The following is a 23,519-nucleotide window of genomic DNA, read 5'->3' as shown; positions in this document are numbered from 1 at the left end:
AAGCCACTGGGACAAAGGATTCCGCACGGTGCACGGCATCCTGTCGCACGGATTCCCGAACCACTTCGCCCCGTCCACCACCGTGTCGATCCCGGCGCCGCGCACCGAAACGGTCCGCCCCACACCGGTTTTGGAGACCAGAACGGTTCCGTCCGGGCCCAAGGCGACGCCCATCGGAGCGTGCAGCCCGGCGGCCGGCGTTTCGACCTGACGGGACCGGATGGCCGGCACCCGGCCCGCGCCGAGTTCCGCGCTCGATCGGTCCCTGTTCGGTACGCCCGCGGAGCACCGGAGGCGGCTGGCCCGGCGATACGCCTCGGCGTGACGAGCGCCGGAGCGTAACGCCGGTCGGCCGCTCCGAGGCGCACCGCCAGGGCAGATCAGTCGTCCGGAGTCTCGGTGAAGCGCTGGAGGTACAGCGGCTCGCCGAGTTTCTCCACCAGATCGAGTTCGGTTTCCAGGTAGTCGACGTGCTGTTCTTCGTCTTCCAGGATCTGCTCGAAGATACGAGCGGAGGTGACGTCGCCGCGTGAACGCATCAACTCGATGCCACGGCGCAGCCGTTCGACCGCCTCCATCTCGATCTGCAGATCGGCCCGCAGCTGCTCGGGCACGCTCTGCCCGATGCGCAGCGGGTTGAGCTTCTGGTAGTTCGGCAGGCCCTCCAGGAAGAGGATCCGGTCGGTGAGGATCTCGGCATGTTTCATCTCATCGATGGACTCGTGCCGGGTGTGCCGGGCCAGCTTGGTAAAGCCCCAGTTCTCCTGCATCTTGGCGTGCAGGAAGTACTGGTTGATCGCCGTGAGTTCGGCCGTCAGCTGCTCGTTGAGCAGCGCAACGATGTCCTTGTCGCCGTCCATAGCAGCGATCGTGGCACAAAATGCGCGCAGCTGCGGACAGACCGCCTGGTGTGTCGGCTCAGGCGGCCGAGGGTTGCGCTCCGGTGGATGCCCGCGCGCGGCCGATCACCTCGGCCAACCGCGCCGTGCAGCTGCCGCAACCGGGCTTCCATCCGCAGGCGTTCTTCACCTGGCGGATGCTGTCGGCGCCCGCCGAAACGCAGGTGTGCACGTCACCTTCGGACACCGCGTTACAGATGCAGACATACATGAAGCCTCACAACCAGGTCACTTTATCGCTGAGGTTAGCCTCGACTAACGAGGTAAGCCTCCCCTAATGTATAGCAGCTCGGAGCAGCGGTGTGAAGTCCGGTGCCGACGCGAGTCGCGGCGCATCGGATAGGGGCGCTAGCCGGCCAGCCGCTCGCGGCCAGCTGCCGCAACTCGCTGGACTGGAGCGCCCGGCGGACGTTGGTCAAACGCGGCGCCGAGTACGCGATGGTGCGCACATTGGTGGACGCCGCGCTGACAGTGATCAGCGCGGCCGGTACCACCGGACGTCCACGGGTAACGGACATCGTGGCCGCCGCCGGGCTGTCCAACGACGCGTTCTATCGGCACTTCCCGTCCAAGGACGCGCTGGTGGCCAGCCCTGCTGGAGGACGGAGCGGAGCGGTTGACCGGCTGTGTGGCCCACTCGATGGCCAAGGAAGGCGACCCGCGTGCGCGCGTCGGGCGCTGGGTCGCGGCGATCCTGGCGCAGGCCGAAGAGCGGACCGCGGCCGCGACACTGGCCGTGCTCTGGACCGCCGCTGGGCCGGGCCTGCGGTTGACGGCCTGACCTGATGTGGTGGACACCGCGCCTGCCGGGCCACTGCGCGACACGCTCGCGGAGTTGGTAAGCGCCGCAACGGATTCCGACGCGACGCTTACGCGATCACCGGCACGCTCGCCGAGCGGTTGCGCCGACGCGGCGAGCCCGCTCCCGGCGACGTCGAGCGCATCACGGCCTTATGCCTGCGCGCTCTGACTCCGCCGGGTCCGGGATGAATCCGCGCCTGTCGACGTAGGTGAGGGTGGGCGGTTCGTTCTGGTCGACAAACCATCCAGGGCTGAGACCCGGAATGCGCGGGAAGAGGGCGCCGGCCCGGCTCAGGCGGTGATCTCGACGACGTCGCGGATCCGGAAGCGGTCACCGGAGGTGATCTCGACCGCCTGCCGGGCGACCACGATCGCGGCGTCGCGATCGAAGCGGTAGCCGACCTCGAGCGAATCGGGCACGACGCTCGAGCGCGCTCCGTCGCGCAGGCATTCGGCCCGCGCGCTGGTCGCCGCGTCCAGAGCCGCCATGGCGTCGAAATCGTCGCCCGATGGCGGGCGGGTCTCGTCGGCGCCCGCGATCGGGACTGTCGTGTCCGATATCGAGCAGAGCCGACCGGCCGGGTCGAGCGTCACGCTCAGTTGACCATCGCCGCCTGCCACCGCGGCGACGCCGTCGTAGACCTGGCGGTAGTGCAGGGTGTACTCGGCCACCGATGCCGCTACCTCGTCGCCGTCGCGGCTGCCACCGCCGTGGAAGGTGGCCGACATGCCGGCCAACGCCAGGTCGTGGCCGAGGTCGAGCTGCCGGACCGCGCGATCGGCGATATCCCGAACCTCCTGTGGTGCGATGCTGTCGGCAGTGCGGTCCGGCTCGGCGTAGAACACGTGGTACGCGCCGTCCGGATGCATGACCAGTCGCGGTTCGAATTCGACCGGGGCAGAATATTCCTCGGCTGTGGGTGACGCGGGCTCGGCGAGCACGGCCCGCAGACCGAACCGTTCGGCGAGTTCGGCGGCGGTATCCGCGTCGGCGCGACGGCGCGACAAGCGCAGCGCCCGCGGCCGGCGAGGAACGTGAAGGCCGAGGTCGACCTCGATGGGGACTTGGCCAGCCCATCGCCACCAGTACCAATTGTCCGACACCGGCTCGCCGAAGAAGAGACGCTCGTTCCACAGCCGGTCCTGTGCCTCCCGGTCGGTGGCGCCACATGCCGCCGAGGACACCCGGTGATCGTTGTGGAAGATCGACAGCGCCGCGTCCTGCCAGGCCTGGCTGAACGACTTGCCGGTGTTCCACTCCTTGAAGAACCGCGTTCCCTGCTGATCGGTGTCGAAGGTGAGGCTGTCGAACCCGAACAGCATCCGTGCGCCCAGGTTCGGCGTATGCCAGGTGCGAAATGGGCTGTGCCCGTCGTGCATTCGCAACGACTCGCATCCGTGGAGGAACAAGTAGCGCAACCGCTGGTCACCGAAACTCATTCGATCCGACCACGCGTAGATGGTGTCGTCCCAGGTCCGGCCCATCGCGGTGAGGAACACGCCGTCGTCCATGGTCGTGCTGTGCGCGTAGTGATAGAAGACCTTCACCGAGTCCATGCCGAGGCGATCCTGCCAGTTGTCGTACTCCTTGTCGTAACGCCATTCCCGGACGTCGTCGTCCTTGGCGTGGAAATTGATCGTGTTGAACTTCGCGACGTAGTCGAGGAAGCCGTTGACGCAGGCGTGCGGGTGACTCAGTGGGGCGTCCTGCGGGTAGACCTGAACCGACGCGCCGGCGTAGATGTTGTCTGACATGGCTGAATGGTCGCGGGCGTCGGCCATCGGAGCACGGGTAGCCGACTACTCGATTCGCGCGGGTCATCGGCCGTTTTCGACCTGGTTGAACGGAACGTCGCGATTACACCGAGTTCTCGGCGTACGTCGAGGACCGCAGGAGGAACCCAATATCCAGCGGTACCTGCGCGAGGGCCGCAGCCGCATCCGGAACTTCATCGAGCACCCGACCACCTCCGAAGCGATTGTGACCTCTGCTACAGATCATGCCACTACCGGACATGCATGTCCGGTTATATTACTGTCCCGTAGCGGCCATGGTGGGCCGCGCGAGATCCGAGCTCGCGTCTGATCTTCGAGGGTGTGTGATGTCAGCAATTTCGCGCCGGTCACTGTTGACCGGAGCAGCCGCGGCGGGCGGTCTCGTGGTCGCCTCCCGCTACGCGAACACGACGAGTCCGATCGCCGCGCGGGTGAACAGCGTTCCGCTCACCCGCGAGGAGCATCGGGTGGTCGTCATCGGATCGGGGTTCGGCGGTGGCGTCACCGCCCTGCGCCTGGCCGAGGCCGGAGTTCGGGTCCTGGTGCTCGAACGTGGTCTGCGCTGGCAGACGGGCCCGAACGCGGAGACCTTCCCGCGCGCTTCAGCGCTGGACAAGCGGGTGCTCTGGTACAAGTCCAGCCCCGTATTGTTCGGCAAGCCGATGGTCTTCGAGCCGTACACCGGACTCGTCGAGGCGGTGCCCGGTACCAATATGACCGCGCTGTGCGCGGCGGGCGTGGGCGGGGGATCGCTGGTCTATCAAGGGATGTCCCTGCAACCGACGCGGGAGGTGTTCGATACCCACTTCCCCGAGGACTTGGACTGGGCGACGATGGATAGGGTGCACTATCCGCGGGTGGCACGCATGCTCGGCTTGGCCGTCGCCCCGGACGAGTTGATCGCCAGTCCCAACTACGCGGCCGCGCGGGCCTTCGCCGACCGTGTGCGCCGCGCCGGGCTTCCGCTGGCGAAGATCCCGATGCCCATCGACTGGAACTTCGCCCTGGCCGAACTGCGGGGCGAGATGAAGCCCTCCTACACCAACGGCGACGGCGCCATGGGGGTGAACAACGGTGGCAAGCATTCGGTCGACGTCACCTACATCGCCGCCGCCGAGGCGACCGGCCTGGTGACGGTCGAGCCGCTGCACCAGGTCACCGATGTCGAGCGTGCCGCCGACGGCAAGTGGATCGTCCACGTCGAGCGCCTGGACACCAGCGGCGCCGTACTGGAGAACAAGATCATCACCGCCGGTGCGCTGGTGCTGGCTGCCGGAAGCCTCAACACCACAAGACTGCTGGTGCGCGCCTCGGCGAAAGGCCTGATCCCCGATATGCCCGACGGACTCGGCCAAGGCTGGGGCACCAACGCCGACCGCATCTACCTGTGGACCGATCCGACCGCGAGTTTCGGTGCGGAGCAGGGGGGCCCAGTGGTCTACGGCAGCAAGAACTGGTCCGACCCGCACTCCGCTCACACCCTGATCCAGGCGTCCATCCCGCCCATGGGCGCCGATGCCAACAGCACCATGATGGTCGGGTACGGCGTCAGCGACGGTCGTGGGCACTTCGTCTACGACGCGGCCCGCGACGACGCGATTCTGCAGTGGCCGCAGGACGGTGACAGCTACATCCAGGACAACTACATCGGTCCCGCGGCCCACCGGATCGCCGGTCCGGCGGGCATTCTCACCGACACCAACCTCCTGTTCCCGTCGACCTGGCACCCCTTGGGTGGTGCGAGTATGGGAGCCGTCTGTGATCTGGAGGGCCGGGTGCACGGCCAGCGGGGCCTGTACGTGCTCGACGGTGCTCTTATGCCCGGGAACACCGCGGCGTGCAACCCGTCGATGACGATTGCCGCTGTTGCCGAGCGCGCTTTGGACACCTTGGTGGCCGATGACGTCGGCACGGTCATCTGACCGTTGCCGCCGGGCCCAGGGCCGTGGTCAAGCGTCGGGCAGCACCGGGCGCACCGCCGTGGCCTCGGGGCCGCGCTTGCGCATGGCGGCGGTGAACACCACTGGCTGACCCGCGTACAGCGCTTTGTATCCCGTGGTCTCGATGCTGGTGTACTCGACGAAAATCGGCGTGGGATCATCTTCGGGCTGTAGAAACCCGAAGCCCTTCTCGATGTTGAACCAGACCACCGTGCCGCGGCGCCAGTATTCCGCCGCGGCACGGGGGCGGTAGGGCTGTTCGGTCACGAAAGTCAAGGATAGAGGCCGGATCACGCGGCGCTGCGGCGCACCGGATCGGAATGCATGATCCGCCGCCACCAAGCGTCCAGCGGACTGGGGTCGGGCCAGACGATCGCGGCGTCGGAGGAGATCCCGGCTCCGGTCTCGGTCGCGGTGAGCATGGGGTCGGGTGGATCGGTGGCTGCCATAATCGGATGCTCCATCGAGTACGCTCCATTCGCACGAAAACGCTTGTGCGACAACATCTTCCATATTTCGGCGAGAGGCGGGCCCGGTATTCCGGGCCCGCCCGAAAAAGCGGGAATGACACTCTTCGCAGATTTGACTCCGATATCACTGGCTGCGACATCACCTCGCTTTCGATTGTGCGGGAATCTTGCGGTTTACGCGGCTTCTCAGACGTCGATCGCCTTGTGCCCGTTACCGCGGCCGATTTCGATCTTGCGTGGCTTGGCCTTCTCTGCCACGGGAATCGTGAGGCGGAGAACGCCGTCGGTGTAGTCGGCGCGAATCTTGTCGGTGTCGAGGTTCTCGCCCAGGAACAGCTGACGGCTGAACACGCCGCGAGAGCGTTCCGCGGCGATCATCTCCCGGCCCGAGTCCAGTTCGGGACGACGCGCGCGTACCGTCACCACATTGCGCTCGATGTCCAGGTCCAGGGATTCGGGATCGATACCGGGCAGGTCGAACTCCACGACGAACTCCTCGCCGGCGCGCCAGGCATCCATCGGCATCACCGCGGGGTGCGCCTTCGTGCCGAACACCTGCTGCGTCAGACGGTCCAGATCGCGGAACGGATCGGTGCGCATCAGCATGGTCGCCACCTCCAACTCACTCCATTCTCCATAGTAGGGGCCAGATAACCTCTGTTGTCTGGCATAGATTTTTTGTACCACCAGAGAAAGTTGAGCGCAAGGCGCTAAACTAGGAAATCTGTCGGCCGAAGTGAAGTGAGGATGGATGGCGCAGGAGAGGGGCGACTCGGTGCATCTGCCGGATCCCGACCGAGCGGTGTACGGGATTTCGGTCGCAGCCGAACTGGCCGGAATCGGAGTGCAGACGCTCCGGCTCTACGAGCGTCACGGATTGCTGACCCCTGCGCGCAGCGACGGGGGCACCCGCCGCTACAGCGGCGACGATCTGGCCCGGCTGCGGCGAATCACCGACTTGGTCGCCACGGGAGCGAACCTGGCCGGCATCCGCCGCATTCTCGACTTGGAGGACGCGAACGCCGACCTGCACGCGGACAACGACCGGCTGCACGCGGACAACGACCGGCTGCAGGCCGACAACGTCCGTCTGCGGGATGCGCGGAACCATCCGCCCGGTGGCGCGTAGGTTCCGGGACTACGCCGAAAAAGGTGTGCGCAGATCGACCACCGTGCCGGTATCGCCGGCAGTCACGGTGACCTCTGGAATGAGTGCGCGGATCAGTGGCATGCCCCGCCCCCGCAGCGAATCGGCTTGCGGATCAGGTTGTTTCCATCGGCCGCTGTCGGAGATGGTCACCCGGAGTTCGTCGCCGTCGATCGACGCGCGCAAGCGGACCATGCCGCCGTCGCCCTGATGGCCGTGCTCGACGGCGTTGGTACACGCCTCACCGACGGCGAGCAGCACGTCGTAGGCCGGGGCCGCGGCCATGCCGCACTGGGTGAGCCAATCCTGCAAGGCATGCCGGACGGTAGCCAATTGCACCGCCTCGGCGGGGAAGTCCAGCTCCAGCGGCGTCACGGCGTTGGGTAGGGGAACCCGCTCGCCCGCGCTCACGAGCGCGTACCAGCCGCCGGGATCGCAGTGTGTCTGTCGCGGCCCGGTTTTCCCGTCGTCGTGCCTCGCCGATAGCGTCGATGCGCCGTCACCTCGTTACCTCCCTATCGGGGATCGGTGCGCTGTACTCGCCACGCCGAGCACGTGGACCGCCGTCGAGCTCGGCTGTCGTGTTCGCCGTGGATGTGCCGTTCTCCCCGAAGCTATACCCAGTTGATCATTCCCCAAGCAAGGCCGCGGTCCCGTCGGTGAGAACCACCGGCACCGGCACCGCGGCGAACGCCATCACAGCATTTGGCGCGGCAGCCGGACGACCTGGACGAAGAACTCGTCGATCTGTTTGATGGCGGCGACGAACTGGTCGAGGTCCACCGGCTTGGTGACGTACGCGTTCGCGTGCAGCCGGTAACTGCGCAGTATGTCCTCCTCGGCCGCGGAGGTGGTGAGCACGACCACCGGGATGTGCGACAGATCAGGGTCGGCTTTGATCTTCTCCAGCACCTGCCTGCCGTCGTACTTGGGCAGGTTCAGGTCGAGCAGGATCAGATCAGGCCGCGGAGCGTCCGCGTGCCGTCCTTGGCGGTAGAGGAATTCGAGCGCCTCCTCGCCGTCCCTGGCGACGTGCAAGGTGTTGCCGATCTTGTTGTCCTCGAAGGCTTCTCGCGTCATCAGCTCGTCGCCAGGGTCGTCTTCCACGAGCAGGATGTCGATGGGCTGGCCGGGATCGGTCATGCGGTGGCTCCTTCAGGGGCGGGTACGTCGGCGGTGCGGACGGTGAGGTCGGCTTCGGCGGTGCGCAGGGTGAAGTAGAAGCGAGCGCCCGCGGTGTACTCGGTGTCGATCCAGATCCGGCCGCCGTGATACTCCACGATCTTCTTGCAGACAGCCAGCCCGATACCGGTTCCGCTGTACTCCTCACGATTGTGCAGCCGCTGGAAGATGACGAACACCTTCTCGGCGAATTCGGGCGCGATACCGATGCCGTTGTCCGAGATCGACAGCAGCCAGCCGCTGCCGTTCTCGGCCGGTTCGCAGGTGATCTCGATCCGCGGTACGCGGTCGGGCTCGCGGAACTTGATGGCGTTGGCGATCAGGTTCTGCCACAGCATGGTCAGCAGGGTCGGATCGCCGATGATCTCGGGCAGCTCGTCGGGCCGCTGGATGCTCGCGGTGGTGTCGTCGATCACCGCGGAGAGATTGGTCAGGGCCTTGTCCAAGGCCGGGCCGAGGCCGGTGGGTTCGGTGCGGTCGGTGACGCGGCCGACGCGGGAGAAGGTGAGCAGGTCGTTGATCAGCACCTGCATCCGCTTGGCGCCGTCGACGGCGAAGTCGATGTACTGCTTGCCGCGCTCGTCGAGCTTGTCGCCGTAGCGCTTCTCCAGCAACTGGCAGAACGACGCAACCTTGCGCAGCGGCTCCTGCAGGTCGTGCGAGGCGACATAGGCGAACTGCTCCAGCTCGGCGTTGGACCGGCGCAGTTCCACGGCCTGCAGGTCCAGATCCGTCTTCTGCTCCGCGAGCACCGCTTCCTTGGCGCGGGAGGAATCCAGCTCGGCGACGATGCGGCGGCGCATGCTCTCCACCGCGTTCGCGACGGTCACCAGGTCTGCGGGGCCGTGGGCGTCGATGTGATGATCGAAGTCGCCGCCCGCCACCCGCAGCGACGCATCCGTCAAGGACCCGAGGGGACGGACGATCAAGCGCCGGATCAGCACGGTCAGCAGGACACCGGTCAACAGGAACGCCACGACCATCCCGGCCAGCACGGCGTCCCGGACCGCGCGAGTGTGGGTCAGCTCGTCTTCGTCGTGCGCGATGGTCGCCGCGAGACTGCTGTTCTGGGTGTCGAAACGTGTCCGGAGGTCGTCGAACAGCGGTTTACCGCGGACCGGCGTGGTGGGGTCGGTGCCGAGGGGTGATCCAGAGGCCAACCCCGCGACCAGCGGCTCCGCGTACTCGCCGCGCCACCGCTGTGCGGCCTGCTCCACGGCGTCGAGCTCGTCGAGCAGCGGCTCTCGATCGGCCAGCAGCTCGCGTAGGCGGGTCGCCGACTGCGCCTCGTCCCGGGTGCCGTCCCGGTAGGGCTGGAGGAACTGCGGGTCGGCGGTGATCCGGTAGCCGCGCAGACCGGTCTCCTGGTTAACCAGGGCACTCTGTAACCGGTAGGCTTCGGCCGCCGCGGGCAACGTCCTGTCGACGAGCCGATCGGTCACGCGGTTGGCCTGCGCGATCACCTGGGCTCCTGCCACGGTGCCGATGATCACCACCAGCACCATCGCGGCCAGTACCAGTTGGAACCAGGCCTGGGCGGTCAATCGTGCGCTGAGCGGCGCTCGACCGGTCGTCATCGTCATCGGTCCTGTCCTTGCCCGTCGCCGTTCCATCCCAGATACAGAATGGCGACATCGTCGTCCAATCCGCCGGACGCACCCGCCAGCGCCTCCACGCGACCGATCAGCTCGTCGACGAACCAGTCGGGATCCGCGGCTCGCACGGCGCGTGCGACCTCCATCAGCCCTTGCTCACCGAGTCGTTCCCGGTCGGTCCCGGCGTACCCTTCGAACAGGCCGTCGGTGAACACCATCAGCCCGGAGCCCAGCGGCAGCTCCAGATCGTGGACGGGCCACTCGGCGCGACCGGGCAGAAAGCCGAGGGCGGGCCCGCCGGGGACCTCGACCCAGGTCAATCCGGAAGCCGAGCGCAGCAGCATCCCCGGGTGCCCGGCCCGCAGCACCTGGGCGCGGCGGTCGCCGGGATACAACACCAGGCTCGTGACCGTCGCGAAAGTCTGCTTGCCGGTGCGTTCGGCCAGCAACACTTGCTCGAGCAGCCGCAGTTGCCGTGCGCCGGTGACGCCGCTCAGCACCAGGGTGCGCCAGGCCAGGCGCAGGGCCACGCCGGTCGCCGCCTCGTCCGGGCCGTGGCCCGACACGTCACCGATGACGGCGTGCACCGTGCCGTCCGCGTCCTGCACGACGTCGTAGAAATCGCCGCCGAGCAGTGAATGGGCCCGGCCGGGACGGTAGCGCGCCACGATGTCGACGACCCGCTGTCCCCGCAACAGCGGGGTGGGCAGCAGGCCGCGCTCCAGCCGCGCGTTCTCCTGCGCGCGCATATTGCTCGCCTGCAGGGCCGCGCTGGTGCGCTCGGCCTGCTTGCGCTGGATCGCGTACCGCACGGCGCGCCCGAACAGCTCCGGCTCGACCCGGCCTTTGACCAGATAGTCCTGGGCTCCCGCCGCGACCGCGGCCAACCCGGTCTGCTCCTGATCGAGCCCGGTCATCACCACGATCGCGACCTGGTCGGTGTGCCTGCGGATGCGCTCCACCGCCTCGAGCCCCTTCGCATCGGGCAGATGCAGGTCCAGCAGCACACAGTCGGGCTCGGCGGAGGCGAGGTGCTCGGCGGCCTCCGCCAGCGACCGGACCCAGTCCAGTCGCAGGCCCGGCGCGCCGTCCACGACCAGTTCCTCCACCAGCAGCGCATCCCCTGGATCGTCCTCGATCAACAGCACCGAAGGTTGCTGCCATGGCCAATCCGCGCCGACCATCACCTCGGGATCGTCGTCTGTCCCGTCACGCCGCACGGACACCGCCGGTCGTGGGTCCGGTTGCGACGGAACGACTGACAGCACTGATGCCGTCGTCGGCGAACACCGACAACCCGGCCTCCGATCCCCAAGGGCGGCACCAGCGCACGCCTACTGTCTCTGCGGCCGTTTGCTGGACCGAGAGGCAGGCAAGATCGTATCCGATCCGCTACCCGACCGAGACATGACGGTGTTCACCTGGGCAGAAGCGGAGGCTGGGCGCGGAGGGAGCCGGAAGATCAGACCATGGTGCCCGTCAGTCGTGCGGTGCTCCGCTCGTCGTCCCTGGTCGCGCCGTCGCGGCGCGGGGAGCGGACTTCCGCCAAGCTGCGTGCGACGACCGTGGCATGGACCGCGATGACGGCAAGGGAAGCCGAGCCGATCACAGCAAGAAGCACAACCACGACAGATACCGGTCCTTTCGGGTGCGAGCGGGCCGGTTGCCCGCTCGATCGAGTGCCGAGTTCGCGTCCACCGATCCCGGCGGGCGCGTGCTCCGCCTCCAACGTGCCCGCGTCGCTCCGGACCAAACGCACCGATGCGGCGGCGCGAACGGGTCGCGCGATCACGCGAGGACGACCTCGGCCGTCGCGCGACCGAAGATCTTGTGGCCGTCGTGCTCGGCGGTGATCGCGACGGTGGCGGTGCGCGTGTCCGCGTCCAGGTGTTTCACCCGGCCCGAGAACTCGATCCGGCCTCCGGTCGCGCCGACGTGCACCGGATTGGTCAGCCGGACGTTGTAGGAGCGCAGGGCCCCGGGGTCGCCCAGCCACGAAGTGAGCAAATCCACACTGAGCCCGATGGTGAACATGCCCTGCGCGACAACCGTTCCCATTCCCATCTTGGCCGCCGCCTCGGTGCTCCAATGGATGGGGTTCGGGTCGCCCGCCACTCCGGCGTAATTGACCAGATCGCCTTGGCTGACCGTGAGTGTGCGTGGGGGAAGTTCCGCTCCCGTACGCACGGCTTCGAACCGTCGTCCCCGCGGGTTCGCCGATGTGACGGGCGTCTCGCGGGCGGGCTCGCTGCCGTTCCCCACGCGGCGCGGGTCGGGGACACGGCGCTGCTGCCGGGCCTCCGGGCGTACTCCGTGCATCACCACCGCGTCCAACCAGTCAGGCAAGGCCTCGTCGGCCCGCCCGACCAAGCTGGTCCGAGACGTGAGGACCGGCCGATCATCCTGGTCCAGGATGGTCTGGCGCAGGACGATGAGGTCGCCGCCGAACGCGTGCCGGAACGAGTCCAGGGACATCTCGAAACAGATCCGGTCGCCGGCCAGGAGCGGACGGTGGAATTCGATCATCTGGTCGGTCTGGATGGTACGGCTCAGGTCGTAGCCGGGCAGGATCGTGTCGAACACCTCGGCATAGGCGAGATACCCGGGCACCGCGCCGAAGGTCGGCGGAGCGACCAGGTTGCCGTAGCCGAGGTCGGCAGCGGCGTCCTCCGACCAGTGCGCCGGGTGCTGATTGCGCACCGCGCGGGCGTACTCACGGATCTTCTCGCGGGCGACCTCGTAGTGATCGCTGCTGCGATACCGGCGCCCGACCATAGCGGCGGGCACCGCGGCGTCGGCCGCGTCGTTCGCACTCGATGTAGCAGGGATTCTGGACATCGCGGGGGAATCTACCCAAGGAGAGCCGAATTTCCGGTCAGCCCGCATCGCACGCCGTTTCGCGGCCGGAGACGTCCGCGGACCGGGTCGCCTCGCTCGCCGATCGTGCCGGTTCAGCACAGATTCCGCTCGGCGGCCACCACCACGGCGGCGGCCTCGTCCACCGATTGGTGCGCGCTCACCTGCACGACGATGTCGGCTTCGGGCGTTCCCGCCGCCAATTCCCGGCACACCGCGTAGCCCAGATCGAGCAGCGCCGCGGTCACGCCGTCGCCCGCGGTCCGCACCCCGAGCCGCTGTAGATCGGCGAAATAGCCTTTGGTGGCACCGCGCGGCGCGTGCGCCCGCGCTTCGGCGACGATGAACGCCGCCGCGACCGCGGAGACGGACAACGTACAGACGACCAGCACCCCGCACAGCGCGAGCTTCATTTCGTTTCCCATCGAAAGAATTTGTGGTCGGACGGAATTCGGCATGCGACAGCCGACGCAGCCTAGCCGGGCGCCGGTCGCCTCGCGAAAGAGCCCCCGTGCCGGTCGTGCGCGTACCGATCGCGCGCCGCCGGTGGCGCGGCCCCGGTCGCTCGTCGTCGCGGAAGGCCTGGTCAGCGCTAGTTTGAGCAGTGGTCCCCTGGGAAGTCGATCGACAGGACCGACGGGACGGGTATCGGCCTTCGGCCGCGGCGGCGATGCCGTTCGTCGAGCGCGGGAGCCTACCCGCAGACCCCGTCGCGGTCGTGAAGCGATCGCGCCGCTCGTCTCTGCGGTCTCGTCGCCGGCCTCCTGCCCGCGGCTCGTAGGAGAGGAGAGAGATGTCTGGCCCGAACTACACCACCGATGACGCCGGGATCCCGGTCCCCAGCGACGAGCATTCACTGACCGTCGGCCCGGATGGGCCGATCTTGCTGCAGGACTGGTATCTGATCGAGAAGATGGCGGCGTTCAATCGGGAACGGGTGCCCGAGCGCCAGCCGCACGCGAAGGGCGGCGGCGCATTCGGCGTCTTCGAGGTCACCCACGACGTGAGTGCCTACACCATGGCCGAGGTTTTCCAACCGGGGAAGAAGACGGAGATGCTGGCCCGCTTCTCCACCGTCGCTGGAGAGCGCGGCAGCCCCGACACCTGGCGCGATCCGCGCGGGTTCGCGCTGAAGTTCTACACCGAGCAGGGCAACTTCGACATGGTCGCCAACAACACGCCGATCTTCTTCGTGCGCGACCCGATGAAGTTCCAGGACTTCATCCGTTCCCAGAAGCGCCGCGCCGACAACAATCTGCGCGACCACGACATGCAATGGGACTTCTGGACGCTGTCGCCGGAATCCGCGCACCAGGTGACCTGGTTGATGGGTGACCGCGGTATCCCGCGCACGTGGCGGCACATGAACGGATACTCCAGCCACACCTACATGTGGGTGAACGCCTCCGGGGAACGGTTCTGGGTCAAGTACCACTTCAAGACCGATCAAGGTATCGAGTTCTTCACCCAGGACGAAGGCGATCAGATGGCGGCGATGGACACCGACTATCACACCCGCGATCTGTGGGAATCCATCGAAGGCGGCGATTTCCCGAGTTGGACGTTGAAGATGCAGATCATGCCGTTCGACGAGGCGAAGTCATACCGGTTCAACCCCTTCGACCTGACCAAGGTCTGGCCGCACGGCGACTATCCGCTGATCGACGTTGGCAGGATGACGCTCGACCGCAATCCGGCGGATTACCATACCGAGATCGAGCAGGCGGCGTTCGAGCCGAGCAGTTCGGTACCCGGCACCGGGCCGAGCCCGGACAAGATGCTGATGGCCCGCTGGTTCTCCTACCCCGACGCGCACCGGCACCGCATCGGCGCCAATTACAAAGAGCTCCCGGTCAATACGCCGCACGCCACCACCGTCCGCTCGTACAGCAAGGACGGCGCGCTGCGTCACCACAACCCGGGCGATCCGGTGTACGTGCCGAACTCGAAGGGCGGCCCGCACGCCGATCCCGCCGTCGCTGGTCCGCCCGCGACGTGGCACACCGACGGAGAACTCGTGCGCTCGGCCTACACGCTGCACCGGGACGACGACGATTGGGGCCAGGCGGGCACCATGGTCCGCGACGTGCTCGACGACGCGGCACGGCAGCGGCTGGTGGACAACATCGTCGGGCACCTGCTGAACGGCGTCAGCGCGCCGGTGCTGGACCGGGCATTCGAGTACTGGCGCAATGTCGACAAGAATCTCGGCGACCGGGTCGAGGCCGGGGTGCGCGCGAAACAGGACGAACTCGACCCCAAGGCGGCCGGGCAAGCAAATCCGGCTCGCTCGTCGGCGCAAGCGAAGGCCTGACGGACGCCAACAAGCGGCCGGTACCGACCGGCCGCTTGTTCGTTGTCTTTTCGTGATCATTTCGTCGTGTGTCCCGCGCCAGCTCTTCGAATGTGTGCGGGAGCATGACTCTCCGGATCCAGTGGACCGCAAGCACCGTGGTGTTTCGAACGAATTCGAGGCTCGGTGACGTCCCCGTGGTACCGGATGGGTCGTACCGGGCCGGCCGACGCAGATCGGAGGACCGCATCATGGCGTCTGACGTCGATGTTCGACCTGATCAACGCGCACAACATAGTTCGTGGGCCGCCCGGACGATCGCCGCGGTATGTGCGGCCGCGGCAGCCGTGCTTCCCGCCGCCCCCGCTGTGGCGGAGCCGTCGTCCGTCGGCGAACCCGATCTCCCGCTGGAGGTTCCCATTCCCGGTGGATTCCGGGGTTTCTCCGAAATCCTGCGATTCGTTCCGCCCGCGCCGCCGGTGCCGCAGATGCCGCTCGGTCGACCTGTGCCGCACCACGGCGGGATATCGGCGCCGCATCAGGACGGTCGTTCGCTGCCACACCACGGCGGCGCGACCGGTCACACGGCGAAGGGATAGGTTCGGGCAGTTCCCCGGCTTCCCATCGGGAGGTACCGTCGAGCGGTTGCAGTGCGCCGGTCTCCTCGATGTGAATCAGCGCGTCGAACCGGTGAGCGATCCGACTCGGAAGTAGTGACTGCGCCGCTCGGCTCGCGGCCGGTGGCGACGCCCGGTGTGCGGGGTGGTCGCGCACACGATTCGGTCTCCAAGACGCGACCCACTTCCTGGCACGTGGACTCGGAGCAGCGGGCACGGCCACCACGATTCGCGTCGGACCCGGTCGCCGCACCGCTCCGGCGCGGCGCGCATATTCGCGCCGGTAGCGACGTCGTCGACCAGGGGTATGGTCGTGCCCGCTACGTATCGCCCAATGGGTGCTGTCGGACGTAGTGCGTCTTCAACCCGCGCATGGCCGGACGAAGGCGGAGGGTACGCCTAACTCGGTTCCATGCGCCCATGTCGAGCCGTCGACGCCCTGGACATCGCGGGTCGCATCGCCGCCATGTCGGCCGGAGCGCGGCGCGGCACGCGGGCTCTTCGCCTCGGAAGAGCGCGGAGAGCGAGTCCGATCCCGCAGCCGACCGCGATGGCGAACGCCGCCCATTCCGAGCCCGACACCACGGTGACCGGGCCCCAATCGTGCAGATGGTGCGGCGACACCATCGTCCAGTCGAACGACTCGGTGCGGGTGGGCGCCACGGTCGAGGGGCGCCACAGGATGGCGATCGCCAGAATGCTACCCGCCGTTCGTGGCTGGATGGAGACCGCGCAATACCCCGCGACGACGGCGAGCGCGGCCGTGACCACGTTGCGCGTGCCACCTGGTGGGGCAACGGAGGCGAACAGCGCGACGGCCGCGAGCAAACCGGCGCCTATCAGGGGATTCGAGGGTCGGATTCGGGTTCCGACCAGATACCCGAGCAGGATCAGGCCCAGCAGGAGCGGCACGCTCCATATCGGTCGCGGACCGCTGCCCACCGCGCTGCCTGTGGCGCTGAGCCCGACCGCGAGGTAGATCGCGATCCCGTCCCGGCGCGGTAGCAGCCAGGCGGCGAGGGTCGTGGCCAGCAGCGTGCACAGTGCCGTCACGATCAGCGCGAGACTGCCGTCGCCGTGACGGAAGCGCCACTCCGCGACGGCCAATTCGGTCAGCACGAGCACGATCGCGGCGATGACCGGGCTGAGCGGCAGTTCCGGATAGATCGGTTCCGGCGTGAAGCGGTGCCGGGTGACCACCTGGCACGTCAGGATGAGCCCGGCCACCGCCGCCAGCAACCACAGAGGTTGCGTTTCCAACACCGACCACACGTGTGGCTCGGCGGTCGCCCGATGCGGGTTGCCCAGCAGCCCCGACGCCTGCGAGAGCGTGATGACCACGAAGCAGCCGACAGCGCCGAGTACCAAGCCCGTCGCGGGCACGCGGCGGCCGAGTACGGCCACGCCCGTCGCGCCGAGCAGGATGCCGCTGCCGATCGCGTCGAGGTTGGCGGTGGTCGTCAGTACGTCGGGCGAGGCACTGTTCGCTTCGACCGTGTGTGTGACGAACAACAGCGATGTCGCCGCCAGCGCGATCCACCACGCGGTACGCGCCCGCGCCAGACTGACCGCGACCACCGCGGTGACCGCCGCGACCAGCACACCGATCGCTGCCTCCCGCGGCACGCTCAACACCAATCGGTTCACCTGATAGGGCGTGCAATGACAGGTCCTGCCGAAGCTGAGCGGCACGACCAGCAACAGCCCGGCCACCGCGGCGGCCAGGAACGCGGTGACGCCTTCGAGTGCTTCACGCCAACGCACCACTTCACAGTCCTACCCAGCCGGGACGAACCGAACATCACCGGCGCCGCGCCGCGCTGAAACTGGTACCAGCAGCACCTGGATACTTGTGTCCCGGTACGGGATGATCTCTGGAATGACCGAAGTCGTCGATGTGCGAGCAGTGCGCAGGGCGCGGCGCGCGGAACTAGGAGCCTTCCTCAAATCCCGGCGAGCGCGTATCGCACCCGAGGATGTCGGCATCCCCACCGGAACGCGTCGACGTACACCGGGGCTCCGTCGCGAAGAAGTCGCCCAATTATCAGGAATCGGCGTGACCTGGTATACGTGCGTGCAGTGCAGTTAGGGGTATCTATTGCTTAGCCTGGGGTTATGCCTCTGAGTCCGAAGGATTTCCCTGGTTTGGCGGCCGTCATCCAGGCCCGTGTGTCGAAGGTGGGGAAACATAAGAACGAGCGTTCCCCGAAGGAGCAGATCGCGTGGGGGCGGGGGGAGTGTGCCCAGTTCGGGTGGTCGGTGTGCAAGGTGATTGATGAGGGTGCGGTGGGGGCGACGCGTCATGCGCGTAAGGATCGTCCGGGTCGTGAGGTGCTGCGTCAGGAGTTGGCGGCGATAGCTGGCCGGGTGAAACGGGGTGAGGTGCCTGGGGGTGTGTTGGTCAACTGGTCCTCGTCGCGGGCCAACCGGAAGGTCGGCGACATGGCCGAGCTGCGTGAGTTGTGTGCGGAGTTCAGGGTGTACTGGTATTACGGCGGCGTGCTCTATGACATGAACGATCCCGACGATCGCAAGCGGGTCGCTCAGGACGCGGTCGAGGACGAGCACGCGCCGGAACGAAACCGGTTGGACTCGATGCGGGCTCTGGCGCAGAACTTCGCGGAGGGTAAGCCGCATGGCCCGGAGGCGTTCGGCTTCCAGATCGTCTATCAACGAGGCCGCGCGGTGCGACGGGTGCCGTGTCCTCAGAACGGTCCGATCTTTCGTGAGATGGTCCGGCGTGCGCTGGACATGGAGCCGACGTACCAGATCGGACGTTGGCTGACGAGGGAGGGCGTGCCAGTTCCGAGCCATGACAAGTCTTTCCCGTGCAACCGGTGCTCGGTGAAGGACGGGCGTCGGGTGGTGCGGAAGGTCGATAGGCGATCGTGCCCGTGCCCGAAAACGTGGCGAACGCAATGGGATAGCAACATGGTCAAGCGCGTGCTGTTGAGCGAAGCGGCGGCAGGACTGCGCGTTCATGTCGATGAGAACGGCGAGCGCTTGACGGTCAAGGCTGCTTGGGAAGGCCTGATCTCGGTCGAGGAGCATGAGCGATTGAAGATGATCCTCAATGATCCTCGCCGGGGGACTTCTAACGGGAGTGCGCCGAAGTGGTTGCTGTCGGGGCTATTGCGGTGTTGGAAGTGCGACGGGCCGGTTGTGTCGCGGCGCAAGTGGGGTCCCGAGACTCGCTACTACGTGTGCAAGAAGAACAGCTGCGTTGGCCGCAAGGCGAAGTTGGTCGATGCTCTGGTCGAGGAGGTGGTCCTGCGGCGGCTGGAGGATCCCGCATTGCTCGGTGCTCTGGCTCGCACGGACGAGGACGCCGTGGCTGCGTTGGCGGAGGCACGTGAACTGCGTGTCTCGTATGAGAAGTGGTTGAACGATGCTATTGACGCGGACCTGGCGCCAGCGGAAATCGCCGTCTACAAAGCGAGGAAGGCGCCGCTGATCGAGGCGGCGGAGCGGAGAGCCCAAGCGGCTCTGCCCATGCCGCACGTCGCTGCCGCGGCGGGCCCGGATGCGCGGGTGAAGTGGCGCGATCCGGAGCTGACTCCGTTGGAAGCGAAGCGCGACATCATCCGGTCGCTGGTGCGGGTGACGATTCTGTCCGCCGCGGGAAAACGACGCGGGTTCGGTGTGGGCGCTGGCGTGGACACTATCGAGATCGAGCCACTTGTCTCGTGACGCGGCCGTGGACTCCCACTCAGGCTCCCGGTGCGACGACCCTCGCCGCACCGACCGGGCCACGTATCGATCCAGATAGTGAACGTGACCGATGCAAAGCCGCTAGGCCCGCTCGGTCTCAGGAGAGTCCTCACCTATGCCGACCCCGGGTCTGGCGGCCGTTGGCCGGTGGCGGCCGAAACTAGTACTGACAATAACTGGATACCTGTGGCATGGTGCGGAAGGATCAGAGGATGACCGATGTAGTCGACGTCCGGGCAGTGCGGAAGGCCCGACGCGCGGAATTGGGTGCCTTTCTCAAGTCCCGGCGAGCCCGTATCTCGCCAGAGGATGTTGGAATTCCGACAGGAACACGTCGGCGAACTCCCGGATTGCGCCGCGAAGAAGTCGCCCAATTATCCGGAATTGGAATAACTTGGTACACTTGGCTTGAACAGGGGCGCCAAATCAACGTGAGTGTTCAGGTTTTGAATGCGGTGGCGCGGACGTTGTCGCTGGATGCGGCGGAGAAGGCGCATTTGTATCGGTTGGCGGATGTGCCGACGGTGCCTTCGGTGGATGCGGGGTCGGTGTTGCCGGAGGAGTTGCAGGTTATTTTGGATCATTTGGAGCCGTTGCCGGGTGTGGTGTTGAGTGCCCGGTATGACGTGTTGGCGCACAACTCTTCGTATGAGGCGTTGTGCCCGGGGTTTTTGGCGGGGGAGCGTAATGTGGCGCGTCGGGTGTTTCTGACTCCGGAGTGCTGTAACGCGTATCGTCATAATTGGGATGATTTGCGGCGGATGGTGGGGTATCTACGTGGGGCGTATGCGAAGAATCTTGGTGATCCGGGGTGGGAGGAGTTTGTCTCGGAGTTGTGTGTGGAGAGTGAGAGTTTCGCGTCGTTGTGGGCGTTGAATGATGTGGCGGTGCCGGTGAGTCGGACGAAGGTGGTGCGGAATTTGGCGGTGGGGGAGTTGGAGATGTTTTTGACGAGTATGTCGTTGCCGTCGGTGCCGAATGCGTGGATGCAGGTGTATACGCCGGTGGATGAGGTGGCGTGGGGGAAGTTGCGGAGGTTGTTGGGGATGAGTGTGGAGGAGCGGGCGCGTCCGTGGGCGGAGCATCGGGAGCTGTACCACGCGGCAGCGGGGTGAGGGCCACGAGTGATTCGGTGCGGTGAGCGATGATTGCCGCGCGTGGGCGCACCGGATTGTTTGAAACTCGCCGGTGGACTGAGGTCGGCGGGACTGTGAACGGTCCCACGGGGGTTCGGACTTCTTTCGCCATGCTTGGTTGAAGCAAATGTGACGTCTCTAGAAGTTTGGCGGGGTCGTGGCCCGATTGGCTGAGACTTCAGGTTTCTGGCTCGTCGGTGTGGTCTGTGGCGTAGCCGCCCTGCCACCATCGGCGCAGCACGGCGAGTTGACGCTCGGAGAGCGGACCAGAAATGCGTTGGTGGACCTCGTTGATGTAGGCGAGTTCCTCGTCGGTCCATTCCCGCGCGTGATCGCTGCTCTCACCCATGCGAGGCCGCCTGTGGGAGCTGCTGGTGAGTGGCCTGGGCCGCGGGAAAGGGGGGGACCGTGCACGCGACTTGGGTTGGAGCGGTCGAGGCGGATACTGAGAACCATCCATCAGCTACCGCGATACGGGTATGAAACAGCATGGAGTCACCTCTTTCGTGACCCGTCTGCTGATTCTCCCGACATCGATTGAAGCGCACATGCGCCCTGTTGCGCTAGTGGCATGATCAAGTGGATGTGCGAGTCCGGATCGGTGAGCCGGCCGGGCCGGGTCATTGGCCGGTTGCTCCCATCCGGGCGCGTGTGGTGGTGTACACGCCGACGAAACTCGCTGGCGGTCCTGCTGACGGAACGGTGCGGTCGTCCGGATGTCGGCTCGGGTCAACGGTTCACGCCGTCCGGATCGGCCACATCAGCACGTGCGCGTGCGCCGCCTCCCCTGTGGTTGGCGAGTGGCTCCTGACGAGACGGTGCGGCTCGGCTGGCCACACTGATGTCTCAGCCTGGCTGCCTCTGGCATCCCTGTCGGGGCACACGACGTGAGTTACTGACGGAACGAGAAACTTTGCGCCGTCATCTTTGTTGCTCGAGTCCTCATCGCCATGGTTCGTGAAAGGCGAACTCTTCGGGTCGATCGAGTTGGGTGAGGCGACGAAGGCATAGGGAAGCTGATCCGTGGTGACGGGGTGGTTGCTCCTCGCCCGGTCTGCGGGGGGATAGGGCGGCGGCGACGGTTGCGGCGAGTTGCTGTGCGGCGGAGTTGCTCTGCTGACTGTGGCGGGATTACAGGAACGGCCGGAGTGGTGGCTGGGCGGCTGGTCGCTTCGATAGCCGCGGCGACATCGCTCGTGGTGAGGAACCAGGTGCGGCCCGCCTTACGTGCCGGGAACCGGCCTACTCTGAACTGCTGGAGATACCAGCGTTCTGACTTGCCCACTGCGCGTGCACCGACGGATACCGGGTACGTCGCCTCGTGCGGAGCGCCGGGCGCGAGTGGCTCGAACTCCGGGGACCGGTGTGTTCGAATCGCCACTCACCAGAAGCACGCCTTCCTGAGCGCGGCGCTGCGTGCCGCGGCGTGTCAATGTGCCGCTGCTGCCCTCCAACCCGTGCGCGGGGATGCGGGTTGCCGCGCCACGATCAGGCGGAGATCGACAGTTTCTACAACGACGAATGGGAGCTGTTCGATCAGTGCTGGGCCGGCGGTGGCGCCCGCACGCCGAATTCGGGCTGGTTTCTCTGGCATTTCTCTGGCACGCCCCAGCGAAGTGGATGCGCTGGTGGTTCGCGACGTCGGCCCGGTCACCGGTGCGGTGCGGATCAGTATGCGATTCGTACGCTCACGGGGAGTTCCTGACCCCGTACACGTTGCGCCACACCGGATCTCGTGGAAGCTGCAGGACGCTGTCCCGAACTTCGTTGTCTCCCGCGATGCCGGGCGCGAATCGGTCAACGCCATAGACCGCTACTACGGCCACAACGACCGACCGCAAGGCCAGCGAATCAGCCGCCCACGTCACCGCGGGTCGCCTGCCCAGAGTGCGCGCCAGCCTGCTCAGCATCGCCGCCTGAGCCGCGACCGCCCCCCCCGATGGGTGCGGCAGCGGATTTCTCAGATGCGGTGAACACGAGATAGATTCGATGCGTCAACTGTTTGAGCGATCGGATGGTAGGCGCGAATACCCCCGAATGAGCCTCGAACCGCCGCAGACCGATTCGGGGCTCATTCGGTTTGCGTAGCTCCTGCGTGCAAGGTGGGTGGGCGTGTTACTCATTGTTACTCGCTGACTGCTAGTGCCGCGTCCGGGAAGGTTGATGCTGTAACCCGCCACTCGGGGTGGCGGGTTGATCATCGGCTGGTGTCCGGTGATGCTGCTGGTGGAGGTGGTGCCGGTGGCTCGGAAGCCGGATGTGTTCGTCAGGGCGGTGACCCCGGAAGAGGGCCGCAAGCTGGCGCAGATCGCGCGCCGGAGCAAGCAGCCGATCCGGATGCGGCGCGCGGTCGTGGTGATGGCCTCGGCGCAGCATCAGCCGGTCGGGTTGATCGCGAAGCTGATGCAAGTGTCGGAATCGTATGTGCGACAGGTGATCCACGACTTCAACGCGCATGGTTTCGAGGCATTGGACCCAAAATGGAGCGGGGGCAGGCCGGCGAAGACCGATCAGGCGACACGTGATCGGATCTGTCAGATCGCCCGGTGCTGCCCCCGTGACCTGGGATGGCCGTTCGCGACATGGAGCCTGTCGAAGCTGGTGGAAGTGCTGCGGGTCAACGAGATTGCCGATATCAGCCGTGAAACCCTGCGGAAGATCCTGAAGGCCGGTGGAGTGTCGTGGCAGGCCACGAAAACGTGGAAGGCCAGCAACGACCCGGATTTTCAGGCCAAGATGGCGCGGGTGCTCGACCTCTACGATCATCCGCCCGCCGACGGGCGCGTGGTCTGTGGACGAGTTCGGGCCTTTGAACCTGCAGCCCCGCCCCGGCCGCGGCTGGTTCACCGCCCGTCGGCCACGCCGGTTGCGCGCGACCTACCGGCGCACTCAGGGCGTCCGGCACATGTTCGGTGCCCTGGACCTGTCCTCGGGCCAGTTGTACTACCGGATCCGGGATCGGAAACGGTGGACGGAGTTCCTGGCGTTCTGCAAATCGCTGCGAGCCCGGTGGCCGGGTGAGAAGTTGTATCTGATCTGCGACAACTACTCGGTCCACAAGCGGGCCGAGGTCCGTGCATGGTGCACGGCCAACGC

22 protein-coding genes and 3 pseudogenes are annotated in these 23,519 nt (G+C 66.5%); 10 read left to right on the top strand and 15 right to left on the bottom strand.

The window, feature by feature from the left end:
* Nucleotides 1-380 precede the first annotated feature (380 nt).
* A complete protein-coding gene (gene bfr / locus ABZW96_RS35215) occupies nt 381-860 on the bottom strand; it encodes a bacterioferritin (protein ID WP_039801806.1) in 480 nt (159 codons plus the stop codon).
* 58 nt (nt 861-918) lie between these two features.
* Nucleotides 919-1,110, bottom strand: coding sequence for a (2Fe-2S)-binding protein (locus ABZW96_RS35210; protein ID WP_355080904.1), 192 nt, complete (start codon nt 1,108-1,110; stop codon nt 919-921).
* Between the two features lie 227 nt (nt 1,111-1,337).
* Between ABZW96_RS35210 and ABZW96_RS35205 the strand changes: the two are divergent.
* Nucleotides 1,338-1,475: pseudogene (locus ABZW96_RS35205) on the top strand (TetR family transcriptional regulator); the annotation flags it as partial.
* Between the two features lie 40 nt (nt 1,476-1,515).
* Nucleotides 1,516-1,680, top strand: a complete 165-nt coding sequence (locus tag ABZW96_RS35200; protein WP_355080925.1) for a hypothetical protein — start codon at nt 1,516-1,518, stop codon at nt 1,678-1,680.
* 311 nt (nt 1,681-1,991) lie between these two features.
* Here the strand turns inward: ABZW96_RS35200 and ABZW96_RS35195 are convergent, their stop codons facing one another.
* A complete protein-coding gene (locus ABZW96_RS35195) occupies nt 1,992-3,455 on the bottom strand; it encodes a DUF6345 domain-containing protein (protein WP_355080903.1) in 1,464 nt (487 codons plus the stop codon).
* 347 nt (nt 3,456-3,802) lie between these two features.
* Here ABZW96_RS35195 and ABZW96_RS35190 point away from each other — a divergent pair, with 347 nt between their 5' ends.
* Complete coding sequence (locus ABZW96_RS35190; RefSeq protein WP_355080901.1) at nt 3,803-5,398, top strand: GMC oxidoreductase; 1,596 nt, start codon at nt 3,803-3,805, stop codon at nt 5,396-5,398.
* A gap of 27 nt (nt 5,399-5,425) precedes the next feature.
* Here the strand turns inward: ABZW96_RS35190 and ABZW96_RS35185 are convergent, their stop codons facing one another.
* The 3 genes from ABZW96_RS35185 to ABZW96_RS35175 form a co-directional block, all read right to left on the bottom strand.
* Nucleotides 5,426-5,683, bottom strand: coding sequence for a cold shock domain-containing protein (locus ABZW96_RS35185; protein ID WP_355080899.1), 258 nt, complete (start codon nt 5,681-5,683; stop codon nt 5,426-5,428).
* A 23-nt stretch (nt 5,684-5,706) separates the two neighbouring features.
* Complete coding sequence (locus ABZW96_RS35180; RefSeq protein WP_355080897.1) at nt 5,707-5,880, bottom strand: hypothetical protein; 174 nt, start codon at nt 5,878-5,880, stop codon at nt 5,707-5,709.
* 192 nt (nt 5,881-6,072) lie between these two features.
* Nucleotides 6,073-6,492 (bottom strand): HSP20 family small heat-shock protein, encoded by a 420-nt coding sequence (locus tag ABZW96_RS35175; RefSeq protein ID WP_355080895.1) that lies wholly within the window; start codon nt 6,490-6,492, stop codon nt 6,073-6,075.
* Nucleotides 6,493-6,637: 145 nt separating this feature from the next.
* On the opposite strand from ABZW96_RS35175, the gene ABZW96_RS35170 reads away from it, so the two are divergent.
* On the top strand, nt 6,638-7,015 hold the full coding sequence (locus ABZW96_RS35170) for a MerR family transcriptional regulator (RefSeq protein ID WP_355080893.1): 378 nt from the start codon (nt 6,638-6,640) through the stop codon (nt 7,013-7,015).
* A gap of 9 nt (nt 7,016-7,024) precedes the next feature.
* Here ABZW96_RS35170 and ABZW96_RS35165 read toward each other — a convergent pair whose 3' ends face one another.
* From ABZW96_RS35165 to ABZW96_RS35135, 7 genes are all read right to left on the bottom strand, one after another.
* A complete protein-coding gene (locus tag ABZW96_RS35165) occupies nt 7,025-7,444 on the bottom strand; it encodes an ATP-binding protein (protein WP_355080891.1) in 420 nt (139 codons plus the stop codon).
* A 285-nt stretch (nt 7,445-7,729) separates the two neighbouring features.
* Entirely contained in the window at nt 7,730-8,176 is a 447-nt protein-coding gene (locus ABZW96_RS35160; RefSeq protein WP_355080889.1) for a response regulator, read from the bottom strand.
* Nucleotides 8,173-9,798, bottom strand: coding sequence for a CHASE3 domain-containing protein (locus ABZW96_RS35155; RefSeq protein ID WP_355080887.1), 1,626 nt, complete (start codon nt 9,796-9,798; stop codon nt 8,173-8,175). Before ABZW96_RS35155 ends, ABZW96_RS35160 begins: the two co-directional genes overlap by 4 nt.
* Nucleotides 9,795-10,994, bottom strand: a complete 1,200-nt coding sequence (locus ABZW96_RS35150; RefSeq protein WP_355080923.1) for a SpoIIE family protein phosphatase — start codon at nt 10,992-10,994, stop codon at nt 9,795-9,797. Before ABZW96_RS35150 ends, ABZW96_RS35155 begins: the two co-directional genes overlap by 4 nt.
* 278 nt (nt 10,995-11,272) lie before the next feature.
* Nucleotides 11,273-11,437 (bottom strand): hypothetical protein, encoded by a 165-nt coding sequence (locus ABZW96_RS35145; RefSeq protein ID WP_355080886.1) that lies wholly within the window; start codon nt 11,435-11,437, stop codon nt 11,273-11,275.
* 161 nt (nt 11,438-11,598) lie between these two features.
* Nucleotides 11,599-12,648 (bottom strand): fused (3R)-hydroxyacyl-ACP dehydratase subunits HadA/HadB, encoded by a 1,050-nt coding sequence (locus ABZW96_RS35140; protein ID WP_355080884.1) that lies wholly within the window; start codon nt 12,646-12,648, stop codon nt 11,599-11,601.
* A 113-nt stretch (nt 12,649-12,761) separates the two neighbouring features.
* Entirely contained in the window at nt 12,762-13,091 is a 330-nt protein-coding gene (locus tag ABZW96_RS35135; protein WP_355080882.1) for a DUF732 domain-containing protein, read from the bottom strand.
* A 368-nt stretch (nt 13,092-13,459) separates the two neighbouring features.
* Between ABZW96_RS35135 and ABZW96_RS35130 the strand changes: the two genes are divergently transcribed.
* Nucleotides 13,460-14,980 carry a catalase gene (locus ABZW96_RS35130; RefSeq protein ID WP_355080880.1) on the top strand — a complete coding sequence of 507 codons (1,521 nt, stop codon included), beginning with the start codon at nt 13,460-13,462 and terminating at the stop codon, nt 14,978-14,980.
* A 995-nt stretch (nt 14,981-15,975) separates the two neighbouring features.
* Here the strand turns inward: ABZW96_RS35130 and ABZW96_RS35125 are convergent.
* The gene (locus tag ABZW96_RS35125) at nt 15,976-17,343 is read right to left on the bottom strand and encodes a hypothetical protein (protein ID WP_355080878.1); all 1,368 of its coding nucleotides are present in this window, start codon (nt 17,341-17,343) and stop codon (nt 15,976-15,978) included.
* Nucleotides 17,344-17,455: 112 nt separating this feature from the next.
* Here ABZW96_RS35125 and ABZW96_RS35120 point away from each other — a divergent pair.
* The 3 genes and pseudogenes from ABZW96_RS35120 to ABZW96_RS35110 all read left to right on the top strand — a co-directional run.
* Nucleotides 17,456-17,647 (top strand): annotated as a pseudogene (locus tag ABZW96_RS35120) (transcriptional regulator); the annotation flags it as partial.
* A gap of 74 nt (nt 17,648-17,721) precedes the next feature.
* Entirely contained in the window at nt 17,722-19,266 is a 1,545-nt protein-coding gene (locus tag ABZW96_RS35115; RefSeq protein WP_355080876.1) for a zinc ribbon domain-containing protein, read from the top strand.
* Between the two features lie 233 nt (nt 19,267-19,499).
* Nucleotides 19,500-20,402 (top strand): helix-turn-helix transcriptional regulator, encoded by a 903-nt coding sequence (locus ABZW96_RS35110; RefSeq protein WP_355080875.1) that lies wholly within the window; start codon nt 19,500-19,502, stop codon nt 20,400-20,402.
* Nucleotides 20,403-20,601: 199 nt separating this feature from the next.
* Here the strand turns inward: ABZW96_RS35110 and ABZW96_RS35105 are convergent, their stop codons facing one another.
* A complete protein-coding gene (locus ABZW96_RS35105; protein WP_355080873.1) occupies nt 20,602-20,772 on the bottom strand; it encodes a hypothetical protein in 171 nt (56 codons plus the stop codon).
* Nucleotides 20,773-22,640: 1,868 nt separating this feature from the next.
* Here ABZW96_RS35105 and ABZW96_RS35100 point away from each other — a divergent pair.
* A pseudogene (locus ABZW96_RS35100) lies at nt 22,641-23,027 on the top strand (helix-turn-helix domain containing protein); the annotation flags it as partial.
* A 67-nt stretch (nt 23,028-23,094) separates the two neighbouring features.
* Nucleotides 23,095-23,519 (top strand): transposase (locus ABZW96_RS35095; RefSeq protein ID WP_355080921.1); only part of this gene is annotated, 425 nt, incomplete at its 3' end.

It is taken from the genome of Nocardia sp. NPDC004168, assembly GCF_040610355.1.
GTDB lineage: Bacteria > Actinomycetota > Actinomycetes > Mycobacteriales > Mycobacteriaceae > Nocardia > Nocardia sichangensis.
Note: the sequence above shows the minus strand (reverse complement) of the source record. Positions and strands in the feature narration are given on the sequence as shown.